Raw genomic sequence first — 21663 nt, forward strand, 5'->3', positions numbered from 1 at the left:
GGCAGCCCCTTTCCAGCCCTGAAAAATGAACGTGGATAACCTGAAATCTAGACCTTCACAGTGATTTGCGCTGCCTTGATCATTGCGCCTCAAAGTCTTTCCTGGCAACCGCTTATTGACGATTTGCAAGGTGCTTTCACCGCTCGTCTGAACGCACGTCGCGTGTGCTGCACTCTGATTTACTAAGTTACAGGTGCGACACGACAACTTTGCGTCAACGGCAAGGCGCGCAATACAAGCGGTTCAAGGATTTTTTGCTCAAACATGAGTGAAGTGCAAGGAGGCGGGAAACCATGGCCAGAGTCGTTCTGGAGATCGATACGCAACTGTATCGATTGCTGAAGTCATCGGCCGAGACCCATCATTTGAGTCTCGAAGAGGAGTGCTGCCGACGTTTGCGCGGTGGCGAGCGTCGTTCGCATTACTTGCAGGCGCTGCTGGCGGAACTGCGCGCCGAAGATGAACAACGGCGCGCCAACTCCAGGTGATTACTTTTTCTTCTTGGCCGGTTGCAGGCAATCCGATTCCTGGAAGCTTGCGGAACCGACCGGGCGGTTGGTTTTCACCTCAGTGAAGTCGTAACGCATGATCGCGCCCTTGGCCATCAGCTTGCGAAACCCTTCGTTTCGGCAGACTGAGGCCCCCAACTGGAAGTAAACCGCTTTTGGATCTGCGCGCATCTTGTCGGCGTGGCTGCTCTGCACGCTCAGATGGTTGATCAGCTGTTTGCCGTCAACGGTGTAGCCTTGATCGAGAATGTCTTCGTTGATCGCTCGAGGAGTGCCGACGCTGCTTTGGGTGGCGACGTTTTGCAGCATTTTGTTCAGTTCCGTGTCTTTCAAGGACGCAGCCTGGGCGTTGAAGGACGACGCCAGCAAAATGGCCGCGGTAGGAACGATAAGGCGCAGCATGAAACTCTCCTGGTTCAGTGATGCGGGGTTTGACCCGTCACGTGACTGTGCGTTCAGTGGCGGCGAATTATAGGGGAGGCTAGCTGGACGGTACAGGCTTGCGCCGGGCGGTCTGGTAAACTGCTGGCACTTTTTACCCTGTCGAGTGTTTTTCGTGTCGATTTCCCTTCTCTGTGGGCGTTGCCCGCGATGAGTCATACCCCCGCGCGCTTTGCCTTGAATGCCGTGGCCCGCTTGCGCGATCAGCGCGAAGAGGAGGGCATCAAGCCGATTCAGGCCCGCGGCTGGCGTGCGCCGCGCTGCCGTGACTGCCGGGTGATCGAGAGTCACTGTCTGTGTGCATGGCGTCCGCAGGTCGCTTCCCGCTCCGGCGTGTGCCTGATCATGACCAACAAGGAGGTGTTCAAGCCGAGCAACACCGGTTGGCTGATTGCCGACGTGGTGCCTGACAACCATGCCTTCATCTGGTCCCGTACTGAGATTGATCCGAAGTTGCTGGCGCTGTTGTCCGACCCGCAATGGCAGCCTTACCTGGTGTTTCCGGGTGAGTACGTCGAACCTGAGCGGGTGACAAACACCGTGGACGTCGATGGCACGAAGCGCCCGCTTTTCATTCTGTTGGATGCGACCTGGACTGAAGCGCGAAAGATCTTTCGCAAGAGCCCCTATTTCGACCGACTGCCGATCCTCAGCCTGTTGCCAGAGAAACTCTCCCGCTACCGGTTGCGCCGCTCGACCCGCAGCGAGCATCTGTGCACGGCGGAAGTGGCGGCGCTATGCCTCGACCTTGCAGGTGATGTCGCGGCGGCATCGGCGCTGGATGCCTACTTCGATGTGTTCAGCCAGCATTACCTCGATGCCAAACATCAGTTGGACATGAACGTTTCGACCCCTGCGCACGCCGAATTGATGCCCTATGTTCAGGTGGCCGCCCAATTGATGGACTGATTGTCGCGCATACTGCAATAAAGTGTACCGGCCATGCTGCTTGACCACCCCGGCTTCGCTGGGCATGCTTGGCGCCGATTAGGGTGCGGCCGGAGTTTTCGGCGCCGTTTTTTTGCGCTGAGCGTGCCTTGTCAGTGCAGCTGCGTGGCTGTGCCTTGAGGTGCTTTGGCGAGGTCCGAATGCATCGGGCGTCCCATGAAAAACAGGATCATTTGAAAAATGGCCACATACGAAATCCTGATTGCCGATGACCACCCACTTTTTCGTAGTGCCTTGCATCAAGCGCTGACCCTGGGCCTTGGCCCGGATGTCCGTCTGGTGGAAGTGGCGAGCATCGCCGAACTGGAAGCCCGCCTGACGGAAAAGTCCGACTGGGATCTGGTGCTGCTGGACCTGAACATGCCGGGGGCCTACGGTTTTTCCGGGCTGGTCCTGCTGCGGGGGCAGTACCCGCAGATTCCGGTGGTCATGGTCTCGGCCCAGGAAGAACCGACCATCATGGTCAAGTCTCGTGAATTCGGCGCCAGTGGCTTCATTCCCAAATCCAGCGACTTGAGTGTGATCCAGAAAGCCGTGCGGGCGGTCCTCGACGGCGACGTGTTCTGGCCGCCACAGGCGTTCGAAGCGGTCAGCGTCTCGGATGAAGCCAAGGCGGCCAGCGAAGGGCTTGCCAGCCTCACCCCGCAACAATTCCGGGTACTGACCATGGTCTGCGAAGGCTTGCTGAACAAGCAGATCGCCTACGAGCTGAGTGTTTCCGAGGCGACTATCAAGGCGCACGTGACCGCGATTTTCCGTAAACTGAATGTGCGGACCCGGACCCAGGCCGCGCTGCTCTTGCAACAACTTGAGTCAATTTCCAGCCATTAAAGGCTGGCAAATTCACGCTTTTTTGACTTTGGTTGAACTAGCTTTCCCACTTCTTTTTTGCCAGTTGCCCACTCTATGTCACCTTTCAAAGGCCAGACCGGCCTGAAACGTATTCTCAATGCTTCCGGTTATTCGTTGGACGGCCTGCGCGCAGCCTTCACCGGTGAAGCTGCCTTTCGGCAATTGGTATTGCTCAACGTCATCCTGATTCCTTTGTCGTTCTTCCTGAATGTCAGCCGGGTCGAACAGGCGTTGTTGATCGCGGTATGCCTGTTGGCGTTGATCGTCGAGTTGCTCAACTCGGCCGTAGAGGCGGCCATCGACCGCATTTCCCTTGAGCGGCACCCGCTGTCCAAGAATGCCAAGGACATGGGCAGTGCCGCCCAGGCCGTGGCATTGAGCATGATTGCCCTGGTGTGGGCGGTGATTCTGCTCTAGGCGATCGTCGGCAGCACGATCTCGTCGCTGCGCTGAACCCCGGCGGTGAAGGCGCGGCACAGATCGAGGAACTCGCGCATCGCCGAGGTCTGATATTTCTGTTTATGCCAGATGAAATAAAACTGTCGCGCCAGATCCAGATCCGGCGTCTCGACAGGCACCAGGCTGCCGCGGCGAAATGCGTCGCGCAAAGCCAGCCTGGAAATGCAGCCAATCCCCAAACCAGACTCCACCGCGCGTTTGATCGCTTCGGTGTGCTCAAGCTCGAGCCGGATGTTTAACGAAGTGCGGTGATGGCGCATGGCTTGATCGAAGGTCAACCGCGTGCCCGAGCCCTGTTCGCGCAGGATCCAGGCTTCGTGGCTCAACTCCTCCATGGTGGCCGTGCCACGCTTGGCCAACGGATGCTGAGGGGCGCAAAACACCACCAGTTCGTCCTCGACCCAGCTTTGCACTTCGATGTCCGGATGACTGCAGTCGCCTTCGATTAGACCCAGATCAATTTCATAGTGGGCCACTTGCTGCACGATATTGGCAGTGTTCTGCACATGCAGCTTCACCTGGCTTTCCGGGTGGCGCTGCATGAAGCTGCCGATCAACAATGTGGCCAGGTAATTGCCGATGGTCAGGGTCGCACCCACGGCCAGCGAGCCGAAACCGGATTTGCCATTGAGCAGGTCCTCGATTTCCTTGGCTTGGTCCAGCAGCGCCACCGCTTGTGGCAACAGCTGTTTGCCCAGGGCGTTCAGGCTCAACCGTTTGCCGGCACGGTCGAACAACTGGCAGCTGCACTGGCGCTCCAGTTCGGTGATCGAGGTGCTCGCCGCCGATTGCGAGAGGTTGAGCAGACCCGCGGCACGGGACACACTTTCCTGCTGGGCGACGGCGACGAATACTTGAAGTTGACGGAGAGTAAATCGCATATCGATATAACCGATAACCCTTATCTTAATAATCCATTTAACAGATATTGTCTCTGCCTTTAGAATGCGATGCAATTGCGCAGAGCTGGCTTTTTTTGCAGAGCAGGCGCCGAACACGCGCAGACAAATCTCCAGGAGTCCCACGTACATGAGCAACATGAACCACGAGCGTGTCCTCAGTGTTCACCACTGGAACGACACTCTGTTCAGCTTCAAGTGCACCCGTGATCCGGGCCTGCGCTTCGAGAACGGTCAGTTCGTGATGATCGGCCTGCAACAGCCCAACGGCCGCCCGCTTATGCGCGCTTACTCGATTGCCAGCCCGAACTGGGAAGAGCATCTCGAGTTCTTCAGCATCAAGGTGCCTGATGGTCCGCTGACTTCGCAGTTGCAGCATCTGAAGGAAGGCGACGAGATCATCATCAGCAAGAAGCCTACCGGCACGCTGGTACTGGATGACCTCAAGCCTGGCAAACATTTGTACCTGCTCAGCACCGGCACCGGTCTGGCGCCGTTCATGAGCGTCATCCAGGACCCGGAAACCTACGAGCGCTTCGAAAAAGTGATCCTGTGCCACGGCGTTCGTTACGTCAACGAAGTCGCTTACCGCGAGTTCATCACCGAGCACCTGCCGCAGAACGAGTTCTTCGGTGACGCGCTGCGTGACAAGTTGATCTACTACCCGACCGTGACCCGTGAGCCGTTCGAGAACGAAGGTCGCCTGACCGACCTGATGCGCAGCGGCAAGCTGTTCAGCGACATCGGTCTGCCACCGATCAACCCGCAGGACGACCGTGCCATGCTGTGCGGCAGCCCGAGCATGCTCGACGAGACCAGTGAAGTGCTGAACAGCTTCGGCCTGAAGGTTTCGCCGCGGATGCGCGAGCCGGGTGATTACCTGATCGAGCGAGCGTTCGTCGAGAAGTGACCGCAGGTCGCCTGTAGGAGCGAGCTGGCTCGCGATGGTCGTTAACGATAACGCGCGTTTTCTGGTTTAACGCGGTGAGTTCGAGCCCATCGCTGGCAAGCCAGCTCCTACAGTAGGTACGCAGCACAAAGAAAAGCCCGCATGGCCTGAAAAGGTCATGCGGGCTTTTTCGTTTCCGGAGTTCAGACCCGCGCGGGAATGACTTCCAGGACGCGGATCAGCTCCGGTGTCGGGTAATGCCAACGCACATCCAGATCCCAGAACTGCGCGCCGTATTCCCGCTCGGGTGCAGGCATTTGATAGGCCGGGCGTGGATCCTGCGCCAGGCATTGCTCGATCAACTCAACCAAAGGCTCCTCAAGGCGCTGAGCGTGTTCGTGAGCCTGTTGCAGCGCTGCGTCCGTCCACTGCACGGGAATCAACAGCGGCGCAGCGCTGGCGATGCTGTTGGTGGCTGTATCGATGATGTCGGCGTAAGGCACGTAGGGTTTTATGTCGAGAATCGGCGTGCCGTCCAGCAAGTCAATACCGGATATCCACAGGCGATTGGCTTCGATCTTGTCCAGCTTGACCACGGATTGACCGATGCCATTGGGGCGGTGGGTGGCGCGGGTGGCGAACACGCCCATGGACTTGTTGCCGCCGAGGCGCGGTGGGCGGACCTTCAAGCGAGGTTTTTCTTCCAGGGCCTGGTGGAACAGGAACAGCAGCCACACGTGGCTGACCTGCTCCAGGCCTTGTACCGCGTCCCCTTGATCGAACGGAGCCACCAGTTCCAGCACGCCACGGGCAGCCGGGGCCAGTTGCGGTTGGCGCGGAATGGCGAATTTCTCCTTGAAGCAGGAGCGCACGAAGCCGATGGGGGAAACGCTGTAGGTCATGGTTTGGGGTCGAGGTGGAATTTAAGGCAGGCATGATAACCCACACGGCCTTTGGCCCGGTGGCGCCTATCGGTCCGTCATCGCGGGCAAGCCACGCTCCCACAGGGTTCTCGAGCGCACACAAGATTTGTGTCCGTCTCAAAACCTGTGGGAGCGTGGCTTGCCCGCGATGGCCGCACCGCCGATCTACAGGCTGAACCCACCATCCAGCGGAATGATATTCCCGGTCATATAAGCCCCGGCAGTACTCGCCAAACTGATCGCCAGCGCCGCCATTTCCTCCTCGCGGCCCCAACGCTTCATCGGGATCAACGCCGTATCCTGCGCCAGCGCCTGTTCATCATTGCCGATGTGCTGGGTCATCTTGCTCGGAAACCGCCCCGGGGCGATCACGTTGACGTTGATGTGCTGGCTCACCAGTTCGCGCGCCAGAATCCTCGACAGTTGGTGCAACGCAGCCTTGCTCGGCCCGTAGGCATACGCCTGCTCGCCGAAGGAGGAAATCCCTGCCACCGATCCTATGTTGATGATCCGCGCCGGATTCGCTTCGGAACCGGCCTTGCGCAGCAGGGGCAGGAACTGCTGGATGCAGTTGAACACCGACGTCACGTTGAGCTGCATGACTTTTTCCCAGCCTTTGATCGGGTAGCTCTCCAACGGTGCGCCCCAGGTGGTGCCGGCATTGTTCACCAGGATGTCCAGATGAGTGATCTGCTCGCCCAGGCGGGTGGCCAGTTGCAGGACGCCCTCTTCGGTGGCGAGGTTCGCCGCGATGGCGCGGCAGCGGCCAAGTGCACCGAGTTCGTCAGCGGTTTGCTGGCAGGCTTCGACGTCGCGGGCGCAGACGTATACGGTGGCGCCCGCCTCGACGTAGGCCTTGGCGATCATCTTGCCGATACCACGGGTGCCGCCGGTCACCAGGGCGGTGCGGCCTTGCAGGGAAAAGTAGGGATGCATGGCGAATCCTGAGAACTGAGGTCTTTACACCCTAGTCGTCAGCCGCCAGAAGCGGAGCCACTATTTTTGCGCGGAATAGGGAGGCATTCGGTCCTGTAGGAGCTGGCTTGCCAGCGAAGGATGAGAGACCGCCGCGTTCATCCAGTCAGCACGCGTTATCGTTTGCGACCATCGCTGGCAAGCCAGCTCCTACAGAAAACAGATGTGTCTTGAGCTTACTGCGGGCGCACTCGCAGGGTCAGGCCCTTGAGGAAATTGCGCAGCAGCTGGTCGCCGCACGGGCGATAGTTGGTGTGACCGAACTTGCGGAACAGTGCGCTCAGCTCAGGCTTGGACACCGGGAACTCGGCAGCCTTGAGGATTGCGTGCATGTCGTCTTCTTTGAGCTCGAACGCCACCCGCAGCTTTTTCAGGATGATGTTATTGGTCACCGGCACTTCGATCGGCTGCGGTGGGCGGCTTTCGTCCTTGCCGCGCTTGAAGATCACCAGGCCGTCGAGGAAGTGCGCCATGACTTCGTCCGGGCAGCGTACGAAACCTTCCTCGTCTTCCTCTTTCTTGTCGAGGTAGGTCAACAGGTCCGGCAGGGTCACGTCCAGGCCGCCGAGCTTGATGATCTCGATGACTTTCTTGTCGCTGATGTCGAGCATGTAGCGCACGCTGCGCAGTACGTCGTTATGAATCATGTGTGCAGTCCTGATATTCAGCTGTGGGCGTCGCGGCCAGGCGCGGCGCCGAAATGGATGGCGGCGAGAAAAGCCTTAGAACTTCTCTTTGCCGGACAGATAGCGCCATTGCCCCACCGGCACTTTGCCGATGGACACGCCACCGATGCGAATACGGCGGATACCGACGACCTTGAGGCCGACCGCCTGGCAGAGCAGGGCGATGATGCCCGGCTGCGGGTTCTTCATGGCAAAGCGCAGACGGTTCTCGTTCTGCCAGCTGGCCTTGACCGCCGGCAACTCCTTGCCCTTGTAGGTCAGGCCGTGGTTCAGGCGGTTCAGGCCGTGGGCCACCATCTCGCCTTCAACCTCGACCACATACTCTTGCTCGATCTTGCTGGAGTCGGCGGTAAGTTTGCGCAGGATTTTCCAGTCCTGGGTGAACACCAGCAGCCCGCTGGCGTTGGCCTGCAGGTCGGTGCTGGCGGTCAGGCGCAGGAAGTGCCCGCGCAACGGGCGCTTGCCGTAGCGGTGCTCTTCGCTCAGGGTCTCGGCGCCGAGGGTGGCCATGGCAGTGTCTGCGTCCATGCCTGCGGGCACATTGAGCAGCAGGGTCACCGGTTCCGGTGCGGTGGCCTTGGCTTCTGGATCAAGCTCGACCTTCTGGGTGTCGACCTTGAATTGCGGCTCGTCGATGACCACACCGTCGACGGTGACCCAGCCGCCCTCGATGAACAGCTCAGCCTCCCGACGGGAACAGCCGACGAGTTCGATGAGGCGTTTGGAGAGACGAATCGGGTCAGTCATGTCAGGGCCGTAACAAAAAGGGGGTGGGCATTGTACCTGCCTGGCGCCGGTTAATCCCGGTTCCATTTACGCGCAGTGCTTTTTGTAGGAGCTGGCTTGCCAGCGATGGATTCAAGAGCACCGCGTTCTTCTGAAATAGCGCGTTATCGTTCACCACCATCGCTGCGATGCGGCGACCCGACAAGCCAGCTCCTACAGATGTCTGTGTTGTATCAGCCATGTTGGGAGTGTTTCTGGGCCCGGCGCAAACGCATGTGCAACAACGGATACGGCTGGCCCATGCCATCGACCTCCGAACGACCGATGACCTCGAAGCCTTGCTTGAAGTAAAAGCCGAGGGCTTGCGGGTTCTGTTCGTTGACGTCCAGTTCGTCGGCGTTCAGGTGTTCCAGGGCATAGTGCAACAATTTCTTGCCCAGGCCCTGGCCGCGATGGTCGGGGTCGATGAAGAGCATTTCGATCTTGCCGGCCGCGACGCCGGCGAACCCGGTGATGCGCTGGTTCGAATCCTTGGTGCAGATCAGCATCACCGCGTCGAGGTAGCGGGTCAGCACCAGGTTCTTCAGCAGTTCGATGTAGCTGTCTGGCAGAAAGTCGTGGGTGGCGCGTACCGAGGCCTCCCAGACCCGGGTCAATTCTTCGTAGTCGCCGAGTTTCGGCGTGTGGATGACCGAATGCTGACGCATGCCCGTCTGCCTCTTATGCAGTGGTTGATAGGAATCCTTCCATGTGCAAACGATAGCCGTAAAAAAGCCCCGCATCTCGTCAAGAGAGCGGGGCTTTGCGTATTTTTTGCGTTTAGATCTGTTCAGCCCACAGATCGTATTCGTCGGCGTCGGTCACTTTGCACCAGACCTTGTCGCCCGGCTTGAGGTTGCTGCCGTTGTCGATGAATACGTTGCCGTCGATTTCCGGGGCATCGAAGAAGCAGCGGCCGACCGCGCCTTGCTCGTCGACTTCATCGACCAGCACTTCGATCTCACGGCCGATGCGCATTTGCAGACGCGCCGAGCTGATGGCCTGCTGGTGCGCCATGAAGCGCTCCCAGCGGTCCTGCTTGATGTCGTCCGGGACGACTTCCAGGTCCAGGTCATTGGCCGGTGCGCCTTCAACCGGCGAGTACTGGAAGCAGCCGACGCGGTCGAGCTGGGCTTCGGTCAGCCAGTTCAGCAGGTACTGGAAGTCTTCTTCGGTCTCGCCCGGGAAGCCGACGATGAAGGTCGAACGGATGATCAGGTCCGGGCAGATTTCGCGCCAGTTCTTGATCCGCGCCAGGGTCTTGTCTTCGAAGGCCGGGCGTTTCATCGACTTGAGCACTTTCGGGCTGGCGTGTTGGAACGGGATGTCCAGGTACGGCAGGATCTTGCCGGCGGCCATCAGCGGGATCAGCTCGTCAACGTGCGGGTACGGGTAAACGTAGTGCAGGCGAACCCAGACGCCGAGGGTGCTCAGGGCTTCGCAGAGTTCGGTCATGCGGGTTTTCACCGGCGCGCCGTTCCAGAAACCGGTGCGGTATTTCACATCGACGCCGTAGGCGCTGGTGTCCTGGGAGATCACCAACAGCTCTTTGACGCCGGACTTGACCAGACGCTGGGCCTCGTCGAGCACATCACCCACCGGGCGGCTGACCAGTTTGCCGCGCATCGACGGGATGATGCAGAAGCTGCAGCTGTGGTTGCAGCCTTCGGAAATCTTCAGGTAGGCGTAGTGGCGCGGGGTCAGCTTGATGCCTTGTGGCGGCACCAGGTCGATCAGCGGGTTGTGGTCCTGGCGCGGCGGCACGACTTCGTGCACGGCATTGACCACTTGCTCGTACTGCTGCGGGCCGGTCACCGCCAGCACGCTCGGGTGTACGTTGCGAATGTTGCCTTCTTCGACGCCCATGCAGCCGGTCACGATGACCTTGCCGTTTTCCTTGATGGCTTCGCCAATCACTTCCAGGGACTCGGCCTTGGCCGAATCGATGAAGCCGCAAGTGTTGACTACCACGACATCGGCGTCCTGGTAGGTGGACACCACGTCATAGCCTTCCATGCGCAGCTGGGTAAGGATGCGCTCGGAGTCGACCAGTGCTTTGGGGCAACCCAGGGATACGAAGCCAACCTTTGGATTGGCCGGCGCAGGAGTGGTGGACATGTCTAACCTCGGTATTTTGTGACGCCGCTTGCCGGGCAGGGCAAAACCGACGGACGGGCGCTTGAACTGCGCCTCTGATCAAAAAGTGCGCAATTCTAGCGATGAGTCGTTCACTTGACCAGCTTTATGCGGGGAAATACGACGAGTGCTGCGCTATGCTTCGCGCCGTTAGGCTTTACAGATTTTTTACTGTCAACAAAACGTCTGTAACGTGAAGTAAAACAGCGCATGCTGCACGACAAAGCATAGTGCTTCTTTCAAAGAAGCCCGGGTCTGAGAAGTAGGAGTGGTGGATGGGTCAGGCAAGTAGTCAGGCTACCGATGCCGAGCATTCGGCGGTGAAGCCGATCGGCATGCTGGTCGCGGCAGTCGGGGTGGTTTATGGCGATATCGGCACCAGTCCGTTGTACACCCTGAAGGAAGTATTTTCCGGAGGCTATGGCGTGCCGGTCAACCATGACGGGGTGCTGGGGATTCTTGCGCTCATTTTCTGGTCGCTGATCTGGGTCGTGTCGATCAAGTACATGATGTTCGTGCTGCGCGCCGACAACCAGGGCGAAGGCGGGATCATGGCCTTGACCGCACTGGCCCGGCGGGCGGCGGCGGGGCATGCCAAATTGCGCATGTTGCTGGTGGTCTGCGGACTGATCGGCGCGGCATTGTTCTATGGCGACAGCATGATCACTCCGGCGATCTCCGTACTGTCGGCGATCGAAGGCCTGGGGCTGGCGTTCGAAGGTATCGACCATTGGGTCGTGCCGCTGTCGCTGGTGGTGCTGGTTGCGCTGTTTCTGATCCAGCGTCACGGCACGGCGCGCATCGGCATTCTGTTCGGGCCGATCATGGTCACCTGGTTCCTCGTGCTGGGTGCATTGGGCGTCTATGGCATCAGCCAGCATCCGGAAGTCCTGGAAGCGATGAACCCGATGTGGGGCGTACGTTTCTTCATGGTCCATCCGGGCATGGGCGTGACGATTCTCGGCGCCGTGGTGCTGGCATTGACCGGTGCCGAAGCGCTGTACGCGGACATGGGCCACTTCGGCCGCAAGCCGATTGCACGTGCGTGGTTCATCCTAGTACTGCCGGCGCTGGTGCTGAACTACTTCGGCCAGGGCGCGCTGCTGCTAGGTGATCCGGAAGCGGCCCGTAACCCCTTCTACCTGCTGGCGCCGAGCTGGGCGTTGATCCCGCTGGTCGGCCTGTCGACCCTGGCCACGGTGATTGCCTCGCAAGCGGTGATTTCCGGTGCGTTCTCCCTGACCCGCCAGGCGATCCAGCTCGGTTACATTCCGCGCATGCACATCCGACACACTTCCAGTGCCGAACAGGGCCAGATCTACATCGGTGCGGTGAACTGGGCGTTGATGGTCGGCGTGATCCTGCTGGTGATCGGTTTCGAATCCTCCGGTGCCCTGGCCTCGGCCTATGGCGTGGCAGTGACGGGCACCATGCTGATGACCACCATCCTGGTGTCGGCGGTGATGCTGCTGCTGTGGAAGTGGCCACCAATCTTCGCGGTTCCGATATTGTTCGGCTTCCTGTTGGTCGATGGTCTGTACTTCGCCGCCAACGTGCCGAAAATCGTTCAGGGCGGTGCATTCCCGGTGATCGCGGGTTTCGCGCTGTTTGTGCTGATGACCACCTGGAAGCGCGGCAAGCAGTTGCTGGTCGAGCGTATCGATGAGGGTGGATTGCCGCTGCCGATCTTCATCAGCAGCATTGCCGTACAACCACCCCATCGTGTTCAGGGCACCGCCGTGTTCCTGACGGCACGGCCGGATGCCGTGCCCCACGCGCTGTTACATAACCTGCTGCATAACCAGGTACTGCACGAGCAAGTGGTGCTGCTGACGGTAGTGTACGAAGACATCCCGCGGGTGCCGCCGAATCGACGCTTCGAGGTCGACTCCTATGGCGAAGGGTTCTTCCGGGTCATCCTGCATTTCGGCTTCACCGATGAGCCGGACGTACCGCAGGCGCTGAAGCTGTGTCATCTCGATGAGCTGGATTTCAGCCCCATGCGCACCACGTACTTCCTCAGCCGCGAAACGGTCATCGCCTCCAAGCTCGAAGGCATGTCGCGCTGGCGTGAGGCGCTGTTCGCGTTCATGTTGCAGAACGCCAACGGCAACCTGCGTTTCTTTAATCTGCCGCTGAACCGGGTGATTGAATTGGGGACGCAGGTCGAAATGTAAACCTTATCCTGTAGGAGCGAGCTTGCTCGCGATGGTCTCAAATGCACCGCGTTTATTCAGGATTTCCGCGTCATCGTTGACGTCCATCGCGAGCAAGCTCGCTCCTACAGTGTGTTGTGGTGTTGAATGAAAAAGCCCCCGTTACCTTGCGGCAGCGGGGGCTTTTTTGTGGGGCTCAGATCACTCTTGAGCTTCTGCTTCTTTGGCTTGACGCTTCTCGATCACATCCACCAGGCGCTTGGCCAGCGCCGGATAGTTCTCGTCGAAGTGGTGGCCGCCAGGCAGCTTGATGGCTTCGCCTACTGCCGTCTTGTCGGTGCAGCCACTCTCGTCGGTTTCTTCTTCGCCGTAGATGCACACCACTTTGGCGGCTGGCAGCTTGGCCATTTCCGGGCCGGTGGCGGCTTCCTTGCCGGCGTTGCCGAGCCAGCCTTCGACTTCGATCTCGAAGCTGCCGGTACGGGCGAAGGCCAGCAGGATGATCGCGTCGACGCGTTGCTGTTCCGATTCGGCCAGGCGGTTGTAGATCGCCGGCAGTACGTCGGCGCCGAACGAATAGCCGGTCAGGATGAAGCGCTTGGTGCCCCATTTCTGCCGGTAGTGCTGCATCAGTTCAGCCAGGTCCAGCGCGCTTTGCTCCGGGCTCTTGTGCTGCCAGTAGTAGCGCAGGGTATCGATGCCGACCACCGGGTAGCCGATCTTGGCCATCTCGCCCGCCACGTCGCGGTCGAGGTCGCGCCAGCCGCCGTCGCCGGACAGGAACAGGGTCACGGTGTCACTGGCCTGGCCCGCTGGCACTTCGACCACCGGGATCTGCAGGCCGCCAGCGGCTTTGTCGCCACCGACGAGGATCTTGCGCAGTTCGTTGTTCAGCACTTGCGGCAGGTTGATGTCGTAGTCGCTGATGCTGGTTTCGGCGTTCGGTTGATCACGCACGAAGCCGGCACTGGTGTCGTCCGGGTTGTCGTTCCACGCGACCAGCCAGTGACCGTGGGCCGCGCTTTTGGGTAGCAGGTGAGTGCAGCCGCCCTTTTCCAGGGCCAGGTCAACCGAGACGGCCTGGGCCTTGTCGTCCTTTTGCTCGGACAACCAGCGCCAGGCCAGCACAGCGCCAGGGCCGATGCCGCTGACCAGGGTCGCGGGGCCTTTGAGTTCGCGCAGGCCCGATTGCAGGGCGCGGCTTTGCAGCAGGCAATCCTTGGGCAGGATCACCTGAACAATTTGCGCCGAACCACTGCGGCTCAGGGTCATCAATTGCTTGTCGCTGAGTTTCTGGTCTTCGTTGACCGCCACCAGCACCTGGGCGCGTGGCGTTGTGCCGGGGATGACACGGGTCATCGCCGCACCATCGGCCGGGGTCAGCAATTCGAGGGTCGGCTCCGGTGCCGGGCGTTTCAGGTACCAGAAACCGCCACCGAGAATCAGGGCCACTGTCACCAGTGTGCCCAATACATACCGCAAGGAGCGTTGAATCATCAGCGTTTCACCAATCCGGTCAAGCCACCCGCGATCAGGGCAGCGGTGTCGGCCAGCGCAACCAGCGGATCGAGTCCGGCGGGCACGGCCATATAACGGGGTTCCCAATCAGGCTGGAACTTATCTTTGAAGCGGCGCAAGCCTTGGAAGTTGTACAGCTGCTCACCACGGCGGAATACCATCGAGCCAAGGCGCTGGGTCAAGGGTGCGCCGCGACGGGGTTGCAACCCCGACAACGGCACCATGCCCAGGCTGAAACGCGCGTATCCATGATTTTTATAATGTTGAATCAGGCCGACCATCATGAACTCCATGGTCAGCTTCGGCGCATCCGGGTGTGCGCGCATCAGGTCGAGGCTGGCCAGGTCATGGCCGTAGGTCTCGAGCAAGTTTGCGAACGCCACCGGGCGTCCTTCGAAACGAATCACCGCGATGCGAAAATGCTTGAGGTAGTCATCGCTGAAGCGGCCCAGTGAAAAACCTTTCTCCCGGACGTTCTTGCCGGTCAGCCAGGCATCGGAAATTACCTTGAGCTCATCCATCGGCGCCTGGCCGGGTTCATGGATTTCCAGGGACAGGCCGTCGCGGGTGCCACGGTTCCAGGTGTAGCGCAGGTCCTTCATCTCTTTGCCCTTGGCTTCGAGATCAAAACGCTTGAGGTCGACCCGGGCTTCTTCGCCGAGCTTGATCGCGGTCAGGCCGATGTCCATGTAGTACGGCAGGTTCTCTGCACGCACTTGATAGAACACGGGGCGGGCGTGGTGGATGTCGCAAAGGTCGCGGAACTGCCAGATCATTTCCGCCCGTTGCTGGCCCGGGCCGATCGGGTCATACAACGCCACCAGGCTGCGGCCACGGCGGGCGTACATCAGGAACGCTTCGTCATTGGGGTGGAACAGCAGCGCCTTGTCGCCGGTCAGGGCCAGGCCGCCATCCGGTTGGGCCGATGCCATGAGGATCTTGCTGGCGCGCTCCAGTTCGTCGGGGGTGGGCAGGTGAATGACCGGGCGCGCGGTGCGCAGCAGCCAGGTCAGGGACACCACCACCAGCAGCACGGCAGCCCCGAGCAGCGAGCGCAGGCCGCGAGGGGCATCGGCGTCCAGAGTGAACTGCCACCAGAGTTGGTGACTGTATGGAACGTCCTGGTAGGCGAACAACAGCAACCAGATCGAGGCGCCGAGCACGCACAGGCTGGCCACCAGGTACAGCGGCGAGAACGGTACTTCGGTCAGTCGGCTGGGGCGATAGAACGAGCGGCGGAATACCCCGAGCAGGCTCGCCGTCAGCACCATCAGGCTGGCTTCTTCCCAGTCGAAGCCTTTGAGCAGCGAGAGCAGGGCGCCGACCAGTAACAGAATGGTGGTCAGCATCCACGCGGCCGACAGCCGGCGGCGCAGCCCCTGGGCCAGCAACAGGCAAAGCACGCCGACCAGGCTGGCGCCAAAGTGCGAAGCATCGACCAGTCGATGGGGGATCAGAAAACCGATGTGTTCCAGGCGCGTATCGATTTCCGGAGTGACGCCGGAGAACAGCAGGACAACACCGGACAGGAACACCAGCACCGCCAGTATCGGAGCCGCCAGACCCGAGGCCGCGCGCAACGTCTGGCGTGTCTGGAACAGGCGCTGGCCTTCGTTGATCAGCAGCAACAGGCAGGCCACCAGCAAGGGCAGGACCACGTAGATCAAGCGATAGAGCAGCAGGGCGGCCGCCAGTGGCGCAGCACCCAGGGTGTCGGAAAACGCCGCCAGCAAAATGGCTTCGAACACCCCGACACCGCCCGGCACATGGCTGAGCACGCCGGCAGCCAGCGCCAGCAGGTAAACCAGAAGGAATGCACCGAAGGGTGGTGTTTCCGGCAGCAGCAGATAGAGCACGGTCGCGGCGGCGGCTACGTCCAGGGCGGTGATGACCAATTGCAGGAAGGTCAGGCGACGCCCGGGCAGACGCAAGGTGCGGCGCCCGATCCTGACCAGCAGGTTGTCCGGGTAAGGCTGTTCCGGCAGCCGACGACGGTAGATACCGATGGCCAGCACCGAAAACAGCACGAGCACGGCAGTCGCCACTACGCCCAGCAACGTCTCGGAGAGTCCCAGGGCGGAGGACGCCGCTGGCAGGTCGCTGAGCGTTGCCAGGGCAGCCAGCGGCGGCAGGGCGCAACCCAGCGAGAGGCTGGCGAACAAAGTCATGCGGGCGACTTCTGCCGCTCCCAGGCCATGACGGGCATAGAGGCGATAGCGAACCGAGCCTCCCGACAACATTGAAAGACCGATGGCGTTGCCGATGGCAAAGGCCGTGAAACCGCCCAGAGCCAGGGTGCGCGGTGCCAGGCTCGCCCCGGCATAGCGGCTGGCTGACCATTCGTAGCCGAGCAGAATGATGAAGCCCACCACAGTTGCAGCCAGCGCGCCCATCAAGGCAGGTTTCGGAACGTCGAGGATCGAGTCGTGCAGGGCGTTAAGGTCGAGTTCGCTCAACAGGTGGCGACAGGCAATCAGCGCGATTGCGAACAGCAGCAGGGTGACCGCCAGGCCAATGGGTTGACGGTATTTGCTCAAACGATCAAGCAGGCGCAGGCGCTCGGCATTGATCGGTTGTGTCGCTGTGACAGTGTCTTGTGAATCAGACGAGTTGGCGCGCATCAATCACCTCTTGGATCGTGCGCGACAGGATGGAGGTATCCAGCCAAGTTACCAATCCCTGTAGAAAAAAATAATCACAAATTTTAACGCCTATCACCCGGCAACAGGGATGGCGCGTTATCAGTCGCGGAGGCTTCAGCCTGTGATAGAGCATAGTCTGAACCCGGCGCATGGGTGATCCCCAAGCGGCTTGCTACACAGTGACAGGTCATTGTTGCGAAAGGACTTTTTCAACAGATACAAAAAAGGCCACTCTTTCGAGTAGCCTTTTTTGATGTTTGGTTGCGGGAGCCGGATTTGAACCGACGACCTTCGGGTTATGAGCCCGACGAGCTACCAGACTGCTCCATCCCGCGTCTGTGTGGCGGCATTCTATAGAGATGCGCCGGGGTGTCAACCGTTAATCCTGAAGCAGGTCAAATAAATGTTGAATCGCGGCAAACGGTCGCAGGGATGGCCTAAGTTTCGGAATCAGAACGATTTCCGGTTTCGGTTTCGTTGAGCGTCCAGGCCTTGTTTCGGCGTTCGGTGCTACAAAACGAGCGCGCACAAAAAAGGCCACTCTTTCGAGTAGCCTTTTTTGATGTTTGGTTGCGGGAGCCGGATTTGAACCGACGACCTTCGGGTTATGAGCCCGACGAGCTACCAGACTGCTCCATCCCGCGTCTGTGTGGCTCATTCTATAGAGATGCGCTCGGGTGTCAACCTCCAATTCCGATAAAACCTCTTCCCGTTCAATCGCTTAGCGTTCAAAAGGGGAGGTCGGCCGGTCTGTGAGGCAGGCAGGACAAGGCCTGCGAGTCTATTGAAAGTATTTTTTCGATTGAAAAAATAAATTCACAATCGACTCTTCCTACAATTGGAAAAGAACATTCAGACTACTGGTGCTATATACAGGTGTCGGTGAGATACTGTTTGTCCGGCACGCCATGACGCCTTTTCCTTGCCATGAACACAGCTTTGCTATGACCCAACGCAAGATCATCCACGTCGATTGTGACTGCTTCTATGCAGCCATCGAGATGCGCGACGACCCACGCCTGGCCGGTAAACCACTGGCGGTAGGTGGGTCGGCGGACCGGCGCGGGGTGATCGCCACCTGCAATTATGAGGCGCGAGCGTACGGGGTGCGTTCGGCGATGTCCTCTGGGCATGCCTTGAAGCTGTGCCCGGACCTGACCATCGTCAAGCCACGCATGGATGCCTATAGAGAAGCGTCCAGGGAAATTCATGCGATCTTTCGCGATTACACCGAGATCATCGAGCCGCTCTCGCTCGATGAGGCGTACCTCGATGTGTCGGACAGCGCGCATTTCGCAGGCAGTGCAACGCGAATCGCCCAGGACATCCGGCGCCGGGTCTCCAACCAGTTGCACATCACCGTGTCGGCGGGTGTGGCGCCGAACAAGTTTCTGGCCAAGATTGCCAGTGACTGGAAAAAGCCCAACGGCCTGTTTGTCATCACACCGGACCAGGTCGAGGACTTTGTCAGTGGTTTGCCGGTGAGCAAATTGCACGGGGTCGGCAAAGTCACCGCCGACAAGCTCGGCAAGCTGGGTATCACCGATTGCCTGCAATTGCGCGAGTGGGACAAGTTGGCGCTGGTGCGTGAGTTCGGCAGCTTTGGCGAGCGACTCTGGAGCCTGGCCCGTGGGATCGACGACCGTGTGGTGCACAACGACAGTCGTCGTCAGTCGATCAGCGTTGAAAATACCTACGACGTTGACCTGCCGGACCTGAAGAGCTGCCTGGACAAGTTGCCCGAGCTGCTGGAGACCCTGGCCGGTCGCATGGCGCGGATCGACAGCAGCTATCGTCCGGGCAAGCCGTTCGTCAAAGTGAAGTTCCACGACTTCACCCAGACTACATTGGAGCAGGCCGGGGCAGGGCGGGATCTGGGCAGTTATCAGTTGATGCTGACCCAGGCCTTCAATCGCGGCGGTAAGCCGGTGCGGTTGTTGGGTGTCGGGGTGCGGCTGGAGGACTTGCGGGGCGGGTTCGAGCAGATGGAGTTGTTTGAGCGGTAGTTTTGTGGTGAATGTGGGGGCCCCTTCGCGAGCAAGCCCGCTCCCACATTGGATTTGTGAACACCTGAAATCCTATGTGGGAGCGAGCCTGCTCGCGTTTAGTTCAGCCCCGGATTCGCTACCAGTCGCTCGCCATTGCGGGCCAGTGACTTCAGGAACTCAGTCTGCAATTCGGGATCATTGCGTGTCAGTTCGATCAGGCTCTGTTCCAGTTCACTGGCTTCCTCTTCAAGACCCAGCTCCGACAGGCGCTTGACCCGGTGGACCCACTGATTGACTTCGTCGCCCTCGAGATCGTCATAAATCAGCCCGTGGGCCTCATAGAGCTTGCTGCGCAAGGTGCTGCTGACGGCTAGCGAGGAGTCGGTGTGTACGTCGTCCTTGGCATCCTCGACACGAATCAGCAATCGGCTCAGGTGATTGATGTCATGTTCGGCGAACGGGTTGTCCAACAGATTCAGGCGCAACACGCCGTTTTTGTCGGTGGTCAGTTCGAAGGTTTCCTTGCCGGCCTTGACCTCGACCGGGCGCTCGCTCCAGGGCAGGCTTGAGTACTCCGTGCGCTTGTCGCGCTGGACTTCATCAATGCCGGCCAGGTTCTGCTGCGCGCGACCATGGGACTGCACGTTCATGAACGGGTTGAGCCCGGCGAAACCGTAGCTCAGCCAGTCCTTGGTCACGCTGTCCGGCAAATTGCCGAGGGCAAACACATTGACCACGTTGGCACCGACACCCGCTACCACGGCCACCGCGCCCAGCGGGATTTCGTAAATCTCCCGCCAGGGTTGGTACGGCGTATAGCGGTCATAGTGACGCGTGACTTCGTATTCGGTGACTTCGAAAGTCTTCTGCTCGTGGATTTTCACCCGCCGTTGCGGAAGCTCAAGCACCTTGGGCTCACCGACATCGATCTGCAGGCTGTGATCGAGCAATTTGCGCTCGACACGTTCCTCGTGCTCGCTGCGTTGTGACATTTGATTGGCACAGCCGCTGACCAGCAGGGCGCCGCACAAGGCGGCACCACCGAGGCCTAAGGTGTTTCGCTTGAACATGACGTCTCTATATCTGCTATCAGCGGCGGATGCGGGCCTGAAGGAAGGACAGTACGTCGGCGACCGGCAGCGCTTGTGCGTCGGCCTCGGTACGGCTCTTGTATTCCAGGTTGCCTTCGGCCAGGCCGCGGTCGCTGACCACGATCCGGTGTGGAATGCCGATCAGCTCCATGTCCGCGAACTTGATGCCCGGGCTGGTTTTCTTGTCACGGTCATCCAGCAGCACTTCGAAGCCGGCAGCGGTAAGTTGCGCGTACAGCTTGTCGGTGGCTTCGCGAACCTGCTCGGTTTCATAGCGCAGCGGCACCAGGGCAATCTGGAACGGCGCGAGGGTGTCGCTCCAGATGATCCCGTTTTCGTCGTTGTTCTGCTCGATGGCAGCCGCCACCACGCGAGACACACCGATGCCGTAGCAGCCCATTTCCAGGGTGACCGGCTTGCCGTTCTCGCCCAGCACTTCGCATTTCATCGCTTTGCTGTACTTGTTGCCCAGCTGGAAGATGTGCCCGACTTCGATGCCGCGCTTGATCTCCAGGGTGCCCTTGCCGTCCGGGCTCGGGTCGCCGGCCACGACGTTGCGCAGGTCGGCAACGGTCGGAACAGGCAGGTCGCGTTCCCAGTTCACACCGAAGTAGTGTTTATCATCGATGTTGGCACCGATGCCGAAGTCGCTCATCAGCTCGACCGAACGGTCGATGATGATCGGCAGCGGCAGGTTCAACGGGCCGAGGGAACCTGCACCGGCGCCAATGGCCTCGCGCAGTTCGCCTTCCGAGGCCATGACCAGCGGGCTGGCAACGCCTGGCTGGTTGGCGGCCTTGATTTCGTTCAGCTCATGGTCGCCACGGATGATCAGGGCAATCAGCTTGCCTTTCTCTTCAGCATGCACCACGAGGGTCTTGATGGTTTTCTCGATCGGCAGGTTGAAGCCTTCGACCAGTTGCGCAATGGTCTTGGCGTTCGGTGTGTCGACCAGGCGCAGCTCTTCGGTCGCAGCGGCACGCGAGGTTTCGCGAGGCACGGCTTCGGCCTTTTCGATGTTGGCGGCGTAGTCGGAGCCGTTGCTGAACACGATGTCGTCTTCACCGGACTCGGCCAGTACGTGGAACTCGTGGGAGCCGGCACCGCCGATGGAGCCGTTGTCGGCTTCTACAGGGCGGAACTTCAGGCCCAGACGGGTGAAAACGTTGCAGTAGGCTTGGTGCATGCGGTCGTAGGTGACCTGCAGCGAAGGCTGGTCGGCGTGGAAGGAGTAGGCGTCCTTCATGATGAATTCGCGGCCGCGCATCAAGCCGAAGCGTGGGCGGATTTCGTCACGGAATTTGGTCTGGATCTGGTACAGGTTGATCGGCAGCTGCTTGTAGCTGCTCAATTCGTTGCGCATCAGATCGGTGATGACTTCTTCGTGGGTCGGGCCGGCGCAGAAGTCGCGACCGTGGCGATCCTTGAAGCGCAGCAATTCAGGGCCGTACTCTTCCCAGCGCCCGGATTCCTGCCACAGCTCAGCCGGTTGCGTGCTTGGCATCAACACTTCGAGAGAGCCGGCAGCGTTCATTTCTTCACGAACGACGGCTTCGACCTTGCGCATTACCCGCAAGCCCATCGGCAGCCAGGTGTACAGGCCTGAGGCGAGTTTGCGGATCATGCCGGCGCGCAGCATCAGCTGGTGGCTGATCACGACCGCGTCGGAAGGCGTTTCTTTTTGTGTGGCGAGCAAAAATTGACTGGTGCGCATGGTTGGCCGTTATCGATTGCTGATGACGAGATATGACGGAGCATTGTACGGGCGAGATCCGCTGGCGTACAG

At 59.9% G+C, this 21663-nt stretch carries 19 protein-coding genes and 2 tRNA genes; 7 read left to right on the forward strand and 14 right to left on the reverse strand.

From position 1 onward, the window contains the following. Positions 1–293 precede the first annotated feature (293 nt). Complete coding sequence (locus AC1RDQ_RS17060; protein WP_057716151.1) at positions 294–488, forward strand: hypothetical protein; 195 nt, start codon at positions 294–296, stop codon at positions 486–488. Here the strand turns inward: AC1RDQ_RS17060 and AC1RDQ_RS17065 are convergent, their stop codons facing one another. Further along, positions 489–911 (reverse strand): PA3611 family quorum-sensing-regulated virulence factor, encoded by a 423-nt coding sequence (locus AC1RDQ_RS17065; RefSeq protein ID WP_057716150.1) that lies wholly within the window; start codon positions 909–911, stop codon positions 489–491. It lies immediately after the preceding gene. A gap of 189 nt (positions 912–1100) precedes the next feature. On the opposite strand from AC1RDQ_RS17065, the gene AC1RDQ_RS17070 reads away from it, so the two are divergent. From AC1RDQ_RS17070 to AC1RDQ_RS17080, 3 genes are all read left to right on the forward strand, one after another. After that, positions 1101–1859 (forward strand): tRNA-uridine aminocarboxypropyltransferase, encoded by a 759-nt coding sequence (locus AC1RDQ_RS17070; RefSeq protein WP_492587764.1) that lies wholly within the window; start codon positions 1101–1103, stop codon positions 1857–1859. A gap of 219 nt (positions 1860–2078) precedes the next feature. Further along, on the forward strand, positions 2079–2729 hold the full coding sequence (gene erdR / locus AC1RDQ_RS17075; protein WP_090453499.1) for a response regulator transcription factor ErdR: 651 nt from the start codon (positions 2079–2081) through the stop codon (positions 2727–2729). A 75-nt stretch (positions 2730–2804) separates the two neighbouring features. After that, complete coding sequence (locus AC1RDQ_RS17080; protein WP_057716147.1) at positions 2805–3167, forward strand: diacylglycerol kinase; 363 nt, start codon at positions 2805–2807, stop codon at positions 3165–3167. Here AC1RDQ_RS17080 and AC1RDQ_RS17085 read toward each other — a convergent pair. After that, entirely contained in the window at positions 3164–4090 is a 927-nt protein-coding gene (locus AC1RDQ_RS17085; RefSeq protein ID WP_043302480.1) for a LysR family transcriptional regulator, read from the reverse strand. The genes AC1RDQ_RS17080 and AC1RDQ_RS17085 overlap by 4 nt on opposite strands. A gap of 148 nt (positions 4091–4238) precedes the next feature. Here AC1RDQ_RS17085 and fpr point away from each other — a divergent pair, with 148 nt between their 5' ends. Beyond that, the gene (gene fpr / locus AC1RDQ_RS17090; protein ID WP_008054100.1) at positions 4239–5018 is read left to right on the forward strand and encodes a ferredoxin-NADP reductase; all 780 of its coding nucleotides are present in this window, start codon (positions 4239–4241) and stop codon (positions 5016–5018) included. Positions 5019–5200: 182 nt separating this feature from the next. Here fpr and tsaA read toward each other — a convergent pair whose 3' ends face one another. The 6 genes from tsaA to rimO all read right to left on the reverse strand — a co-directional run bounded on the left by tsaA (position 5201) and on the right by rimO (position 10464). Continuing rightward, positions 5201–5899, reverse strand: a complete 699-nt coding sequence (gene tsaA, locus AC1RDQ_RS17095) for a tRNA (N6-threonylcarbamoyladenosine(37)-N6)-methyltransferase TrmO (RefSeq protein ID WP_057716146.1) — start codon at positions 5897–5899, stop codon at positions 5201–5203. A 186-nt stretch (positions 5900–6085) separates the two neighbouring features. Continuing rightward, positions 6086–6856, reverse strand: coding sequence for an SDR family oxidoreductase (locus tag AC1RDQ_RS17100; protein ID WP_057716145.1), 771 nt, complete (start codon positions 6854–6856; stop codon positions 6086–6088). Between the two features lie 215 nt (positions 6857–7071). Then, a complete protein-coding gene (locus AC1RDQ_RS17105; RefSeq protein WP_046041186.1) occupies positions 7072–7542 on the reverse strand; it encodes a YehS family protein in 471 nt (156 codons plus the stop codon). 75 nt (positions 7543–7617) lie between these two features. After that, a complete protein-coding gene (locus tag AC1RDQ_RS17110; protein WP_154861802.1) occupies positions 7618–8328 on the reverse strand; it encodes an rRNA pseudouridine synthase in 711 nt (236 codons plus the stop codon). A gap of 212 nt (positions 8329–8540) precedes the next feature. Then, the gene (locus AC1RDQ_RS17115; protein ID WP_057716143.1) at positions 8541–9014 is read right to left on the reverse strand and encodes a GNAT family N-acetyltransferase; all 474 of its coding nucleotides are present in this window, start codon (positions 9012–9014) and stop codon (positions 8541–8543) included. Positions 9015–9126: 112 nt separating this feature from the next. Next, on the reverse strand, positions 9127–10464 hold the full coding sequence (gene rimO, locus AC1RDQ_RS17120) for a 30S ribosomal protein S12 methylthiotransferase RimO (protein ID WP_057716142.1): 1338 nt from the start codon (positions 10462–10464) through the stop codon (positions 9127–9129). 293 nt (positions 10465–10757) lie between these two features. On the opposite strand from rimO, the gene AC1RDQ_RS17125 reads away from it, so the two are divergent. After that, a complete protein-coding gene (locus AC1RDQ_RS17125) occupies positions 10758–12659 on the forward strand; it encodes a potassium transporter Kup (RefSeq protein ID WP_090453505.1) in 1902 nt (633 codons plus the stop codon). 180 nt (positions 12660–12839) lie between these two features. Here AC1RDQ_RS17125 and AC1RDQ_RS17130 read toward each other — a convergent pair whose 3' ends face one another. The 4 genes from AC1RDQ_RS17130 to AC1RDQ_RS17145 form a co-directional block, all read right to left on the reverse strand. Beyond that, complete coding sequence (locus AC1RDQ_RS17130; protein WP_492587765.1) at positions 12840–14135, reverse strand: virulence factor family protein; 1296 nt, start codon at positions 14133–14135, stop codon at positions 12840–12842. Beyond that, positions 14135–16777 carry a bifunctional lysylphosphatidylglycerol flippase/synthetase MprF gene (mprF, locus tag AC1RDQ_RS17135; protein ID WP_090453509.1) on the reverse strand — a complete coding sequence of 881 codons (2643 nt, stop codon included), beginning with the start codon at positions 16775–16777 and terminating at the stop codon, positions 14135–14137. Before mprF ends, AC1RDQ_RS17130 begins: the two co-directional genes overlap by 1 nt. Before the next feature lie 279 nt (positions 16778–17056). Further along, positions 17057–17133: transfer RNA gene (locus AC1RDQ_RS17140), tRNA-Met, on the reverse strand. Between the two features lie 232 nt (positions 17134–17365). Continuing rightward, positions 17366–17442, reverse strand: a tRNA-Met gene (locus AC1RDQ_RS17145). A gap of 300 nt (positions 17443–17742) precedes the next feature. Here AC1RDQ_RS17145 and dinB point away from each other — a divergent pair. Next, complete coding sequence (gene dinB / locus AC1RDQ_RS17150; protein ID WP_057716138.1) at positions 17743–18804, forward strand: DNA polymerase IV; 1062 nt, start codon at positions 17743–17745, stop codon at positions 18802–18804. Positions 18805–18902: 98 nt separating this feature from the next. Here dinB and AC1RDQ_RS17155 read toward each other — a convergent pair whose 3' ends face one another. Together AC1RDQ_RS17155 and AC1RDQ_RS17160 are read right to left on the reverse strand one after the other, a co-directional pair. Further along, complete coding sequence (locus AC1RDQ_RS17155) at positions 18903–19856, reverse strand: hypothetical protein (protein ID WP_057716137.1); 954 nt, start codon at positions 19854–19856, stop codon at positions 18903–18905. Between the two features lie 19 nt (positions 19857–19875). Further along, the gene (locus AC1RDQ_RS17160) at positions 19876–21591 is read right to left on the reverse strand and encodes a proline--tRNA ligase (RefSeq protein WP_057716136.1); all 1716 of its coding nucleotides are present in this window, start codon (positions 21589–21591) and stop codon (positions 19876–19878) included. Between the last annotated feature and the right edge of the window lie 72 nt (positions 21592–21663).

This window comes from Pseudomonas sp. GW823-FHT02E01, from assembly GCF_058797535.1.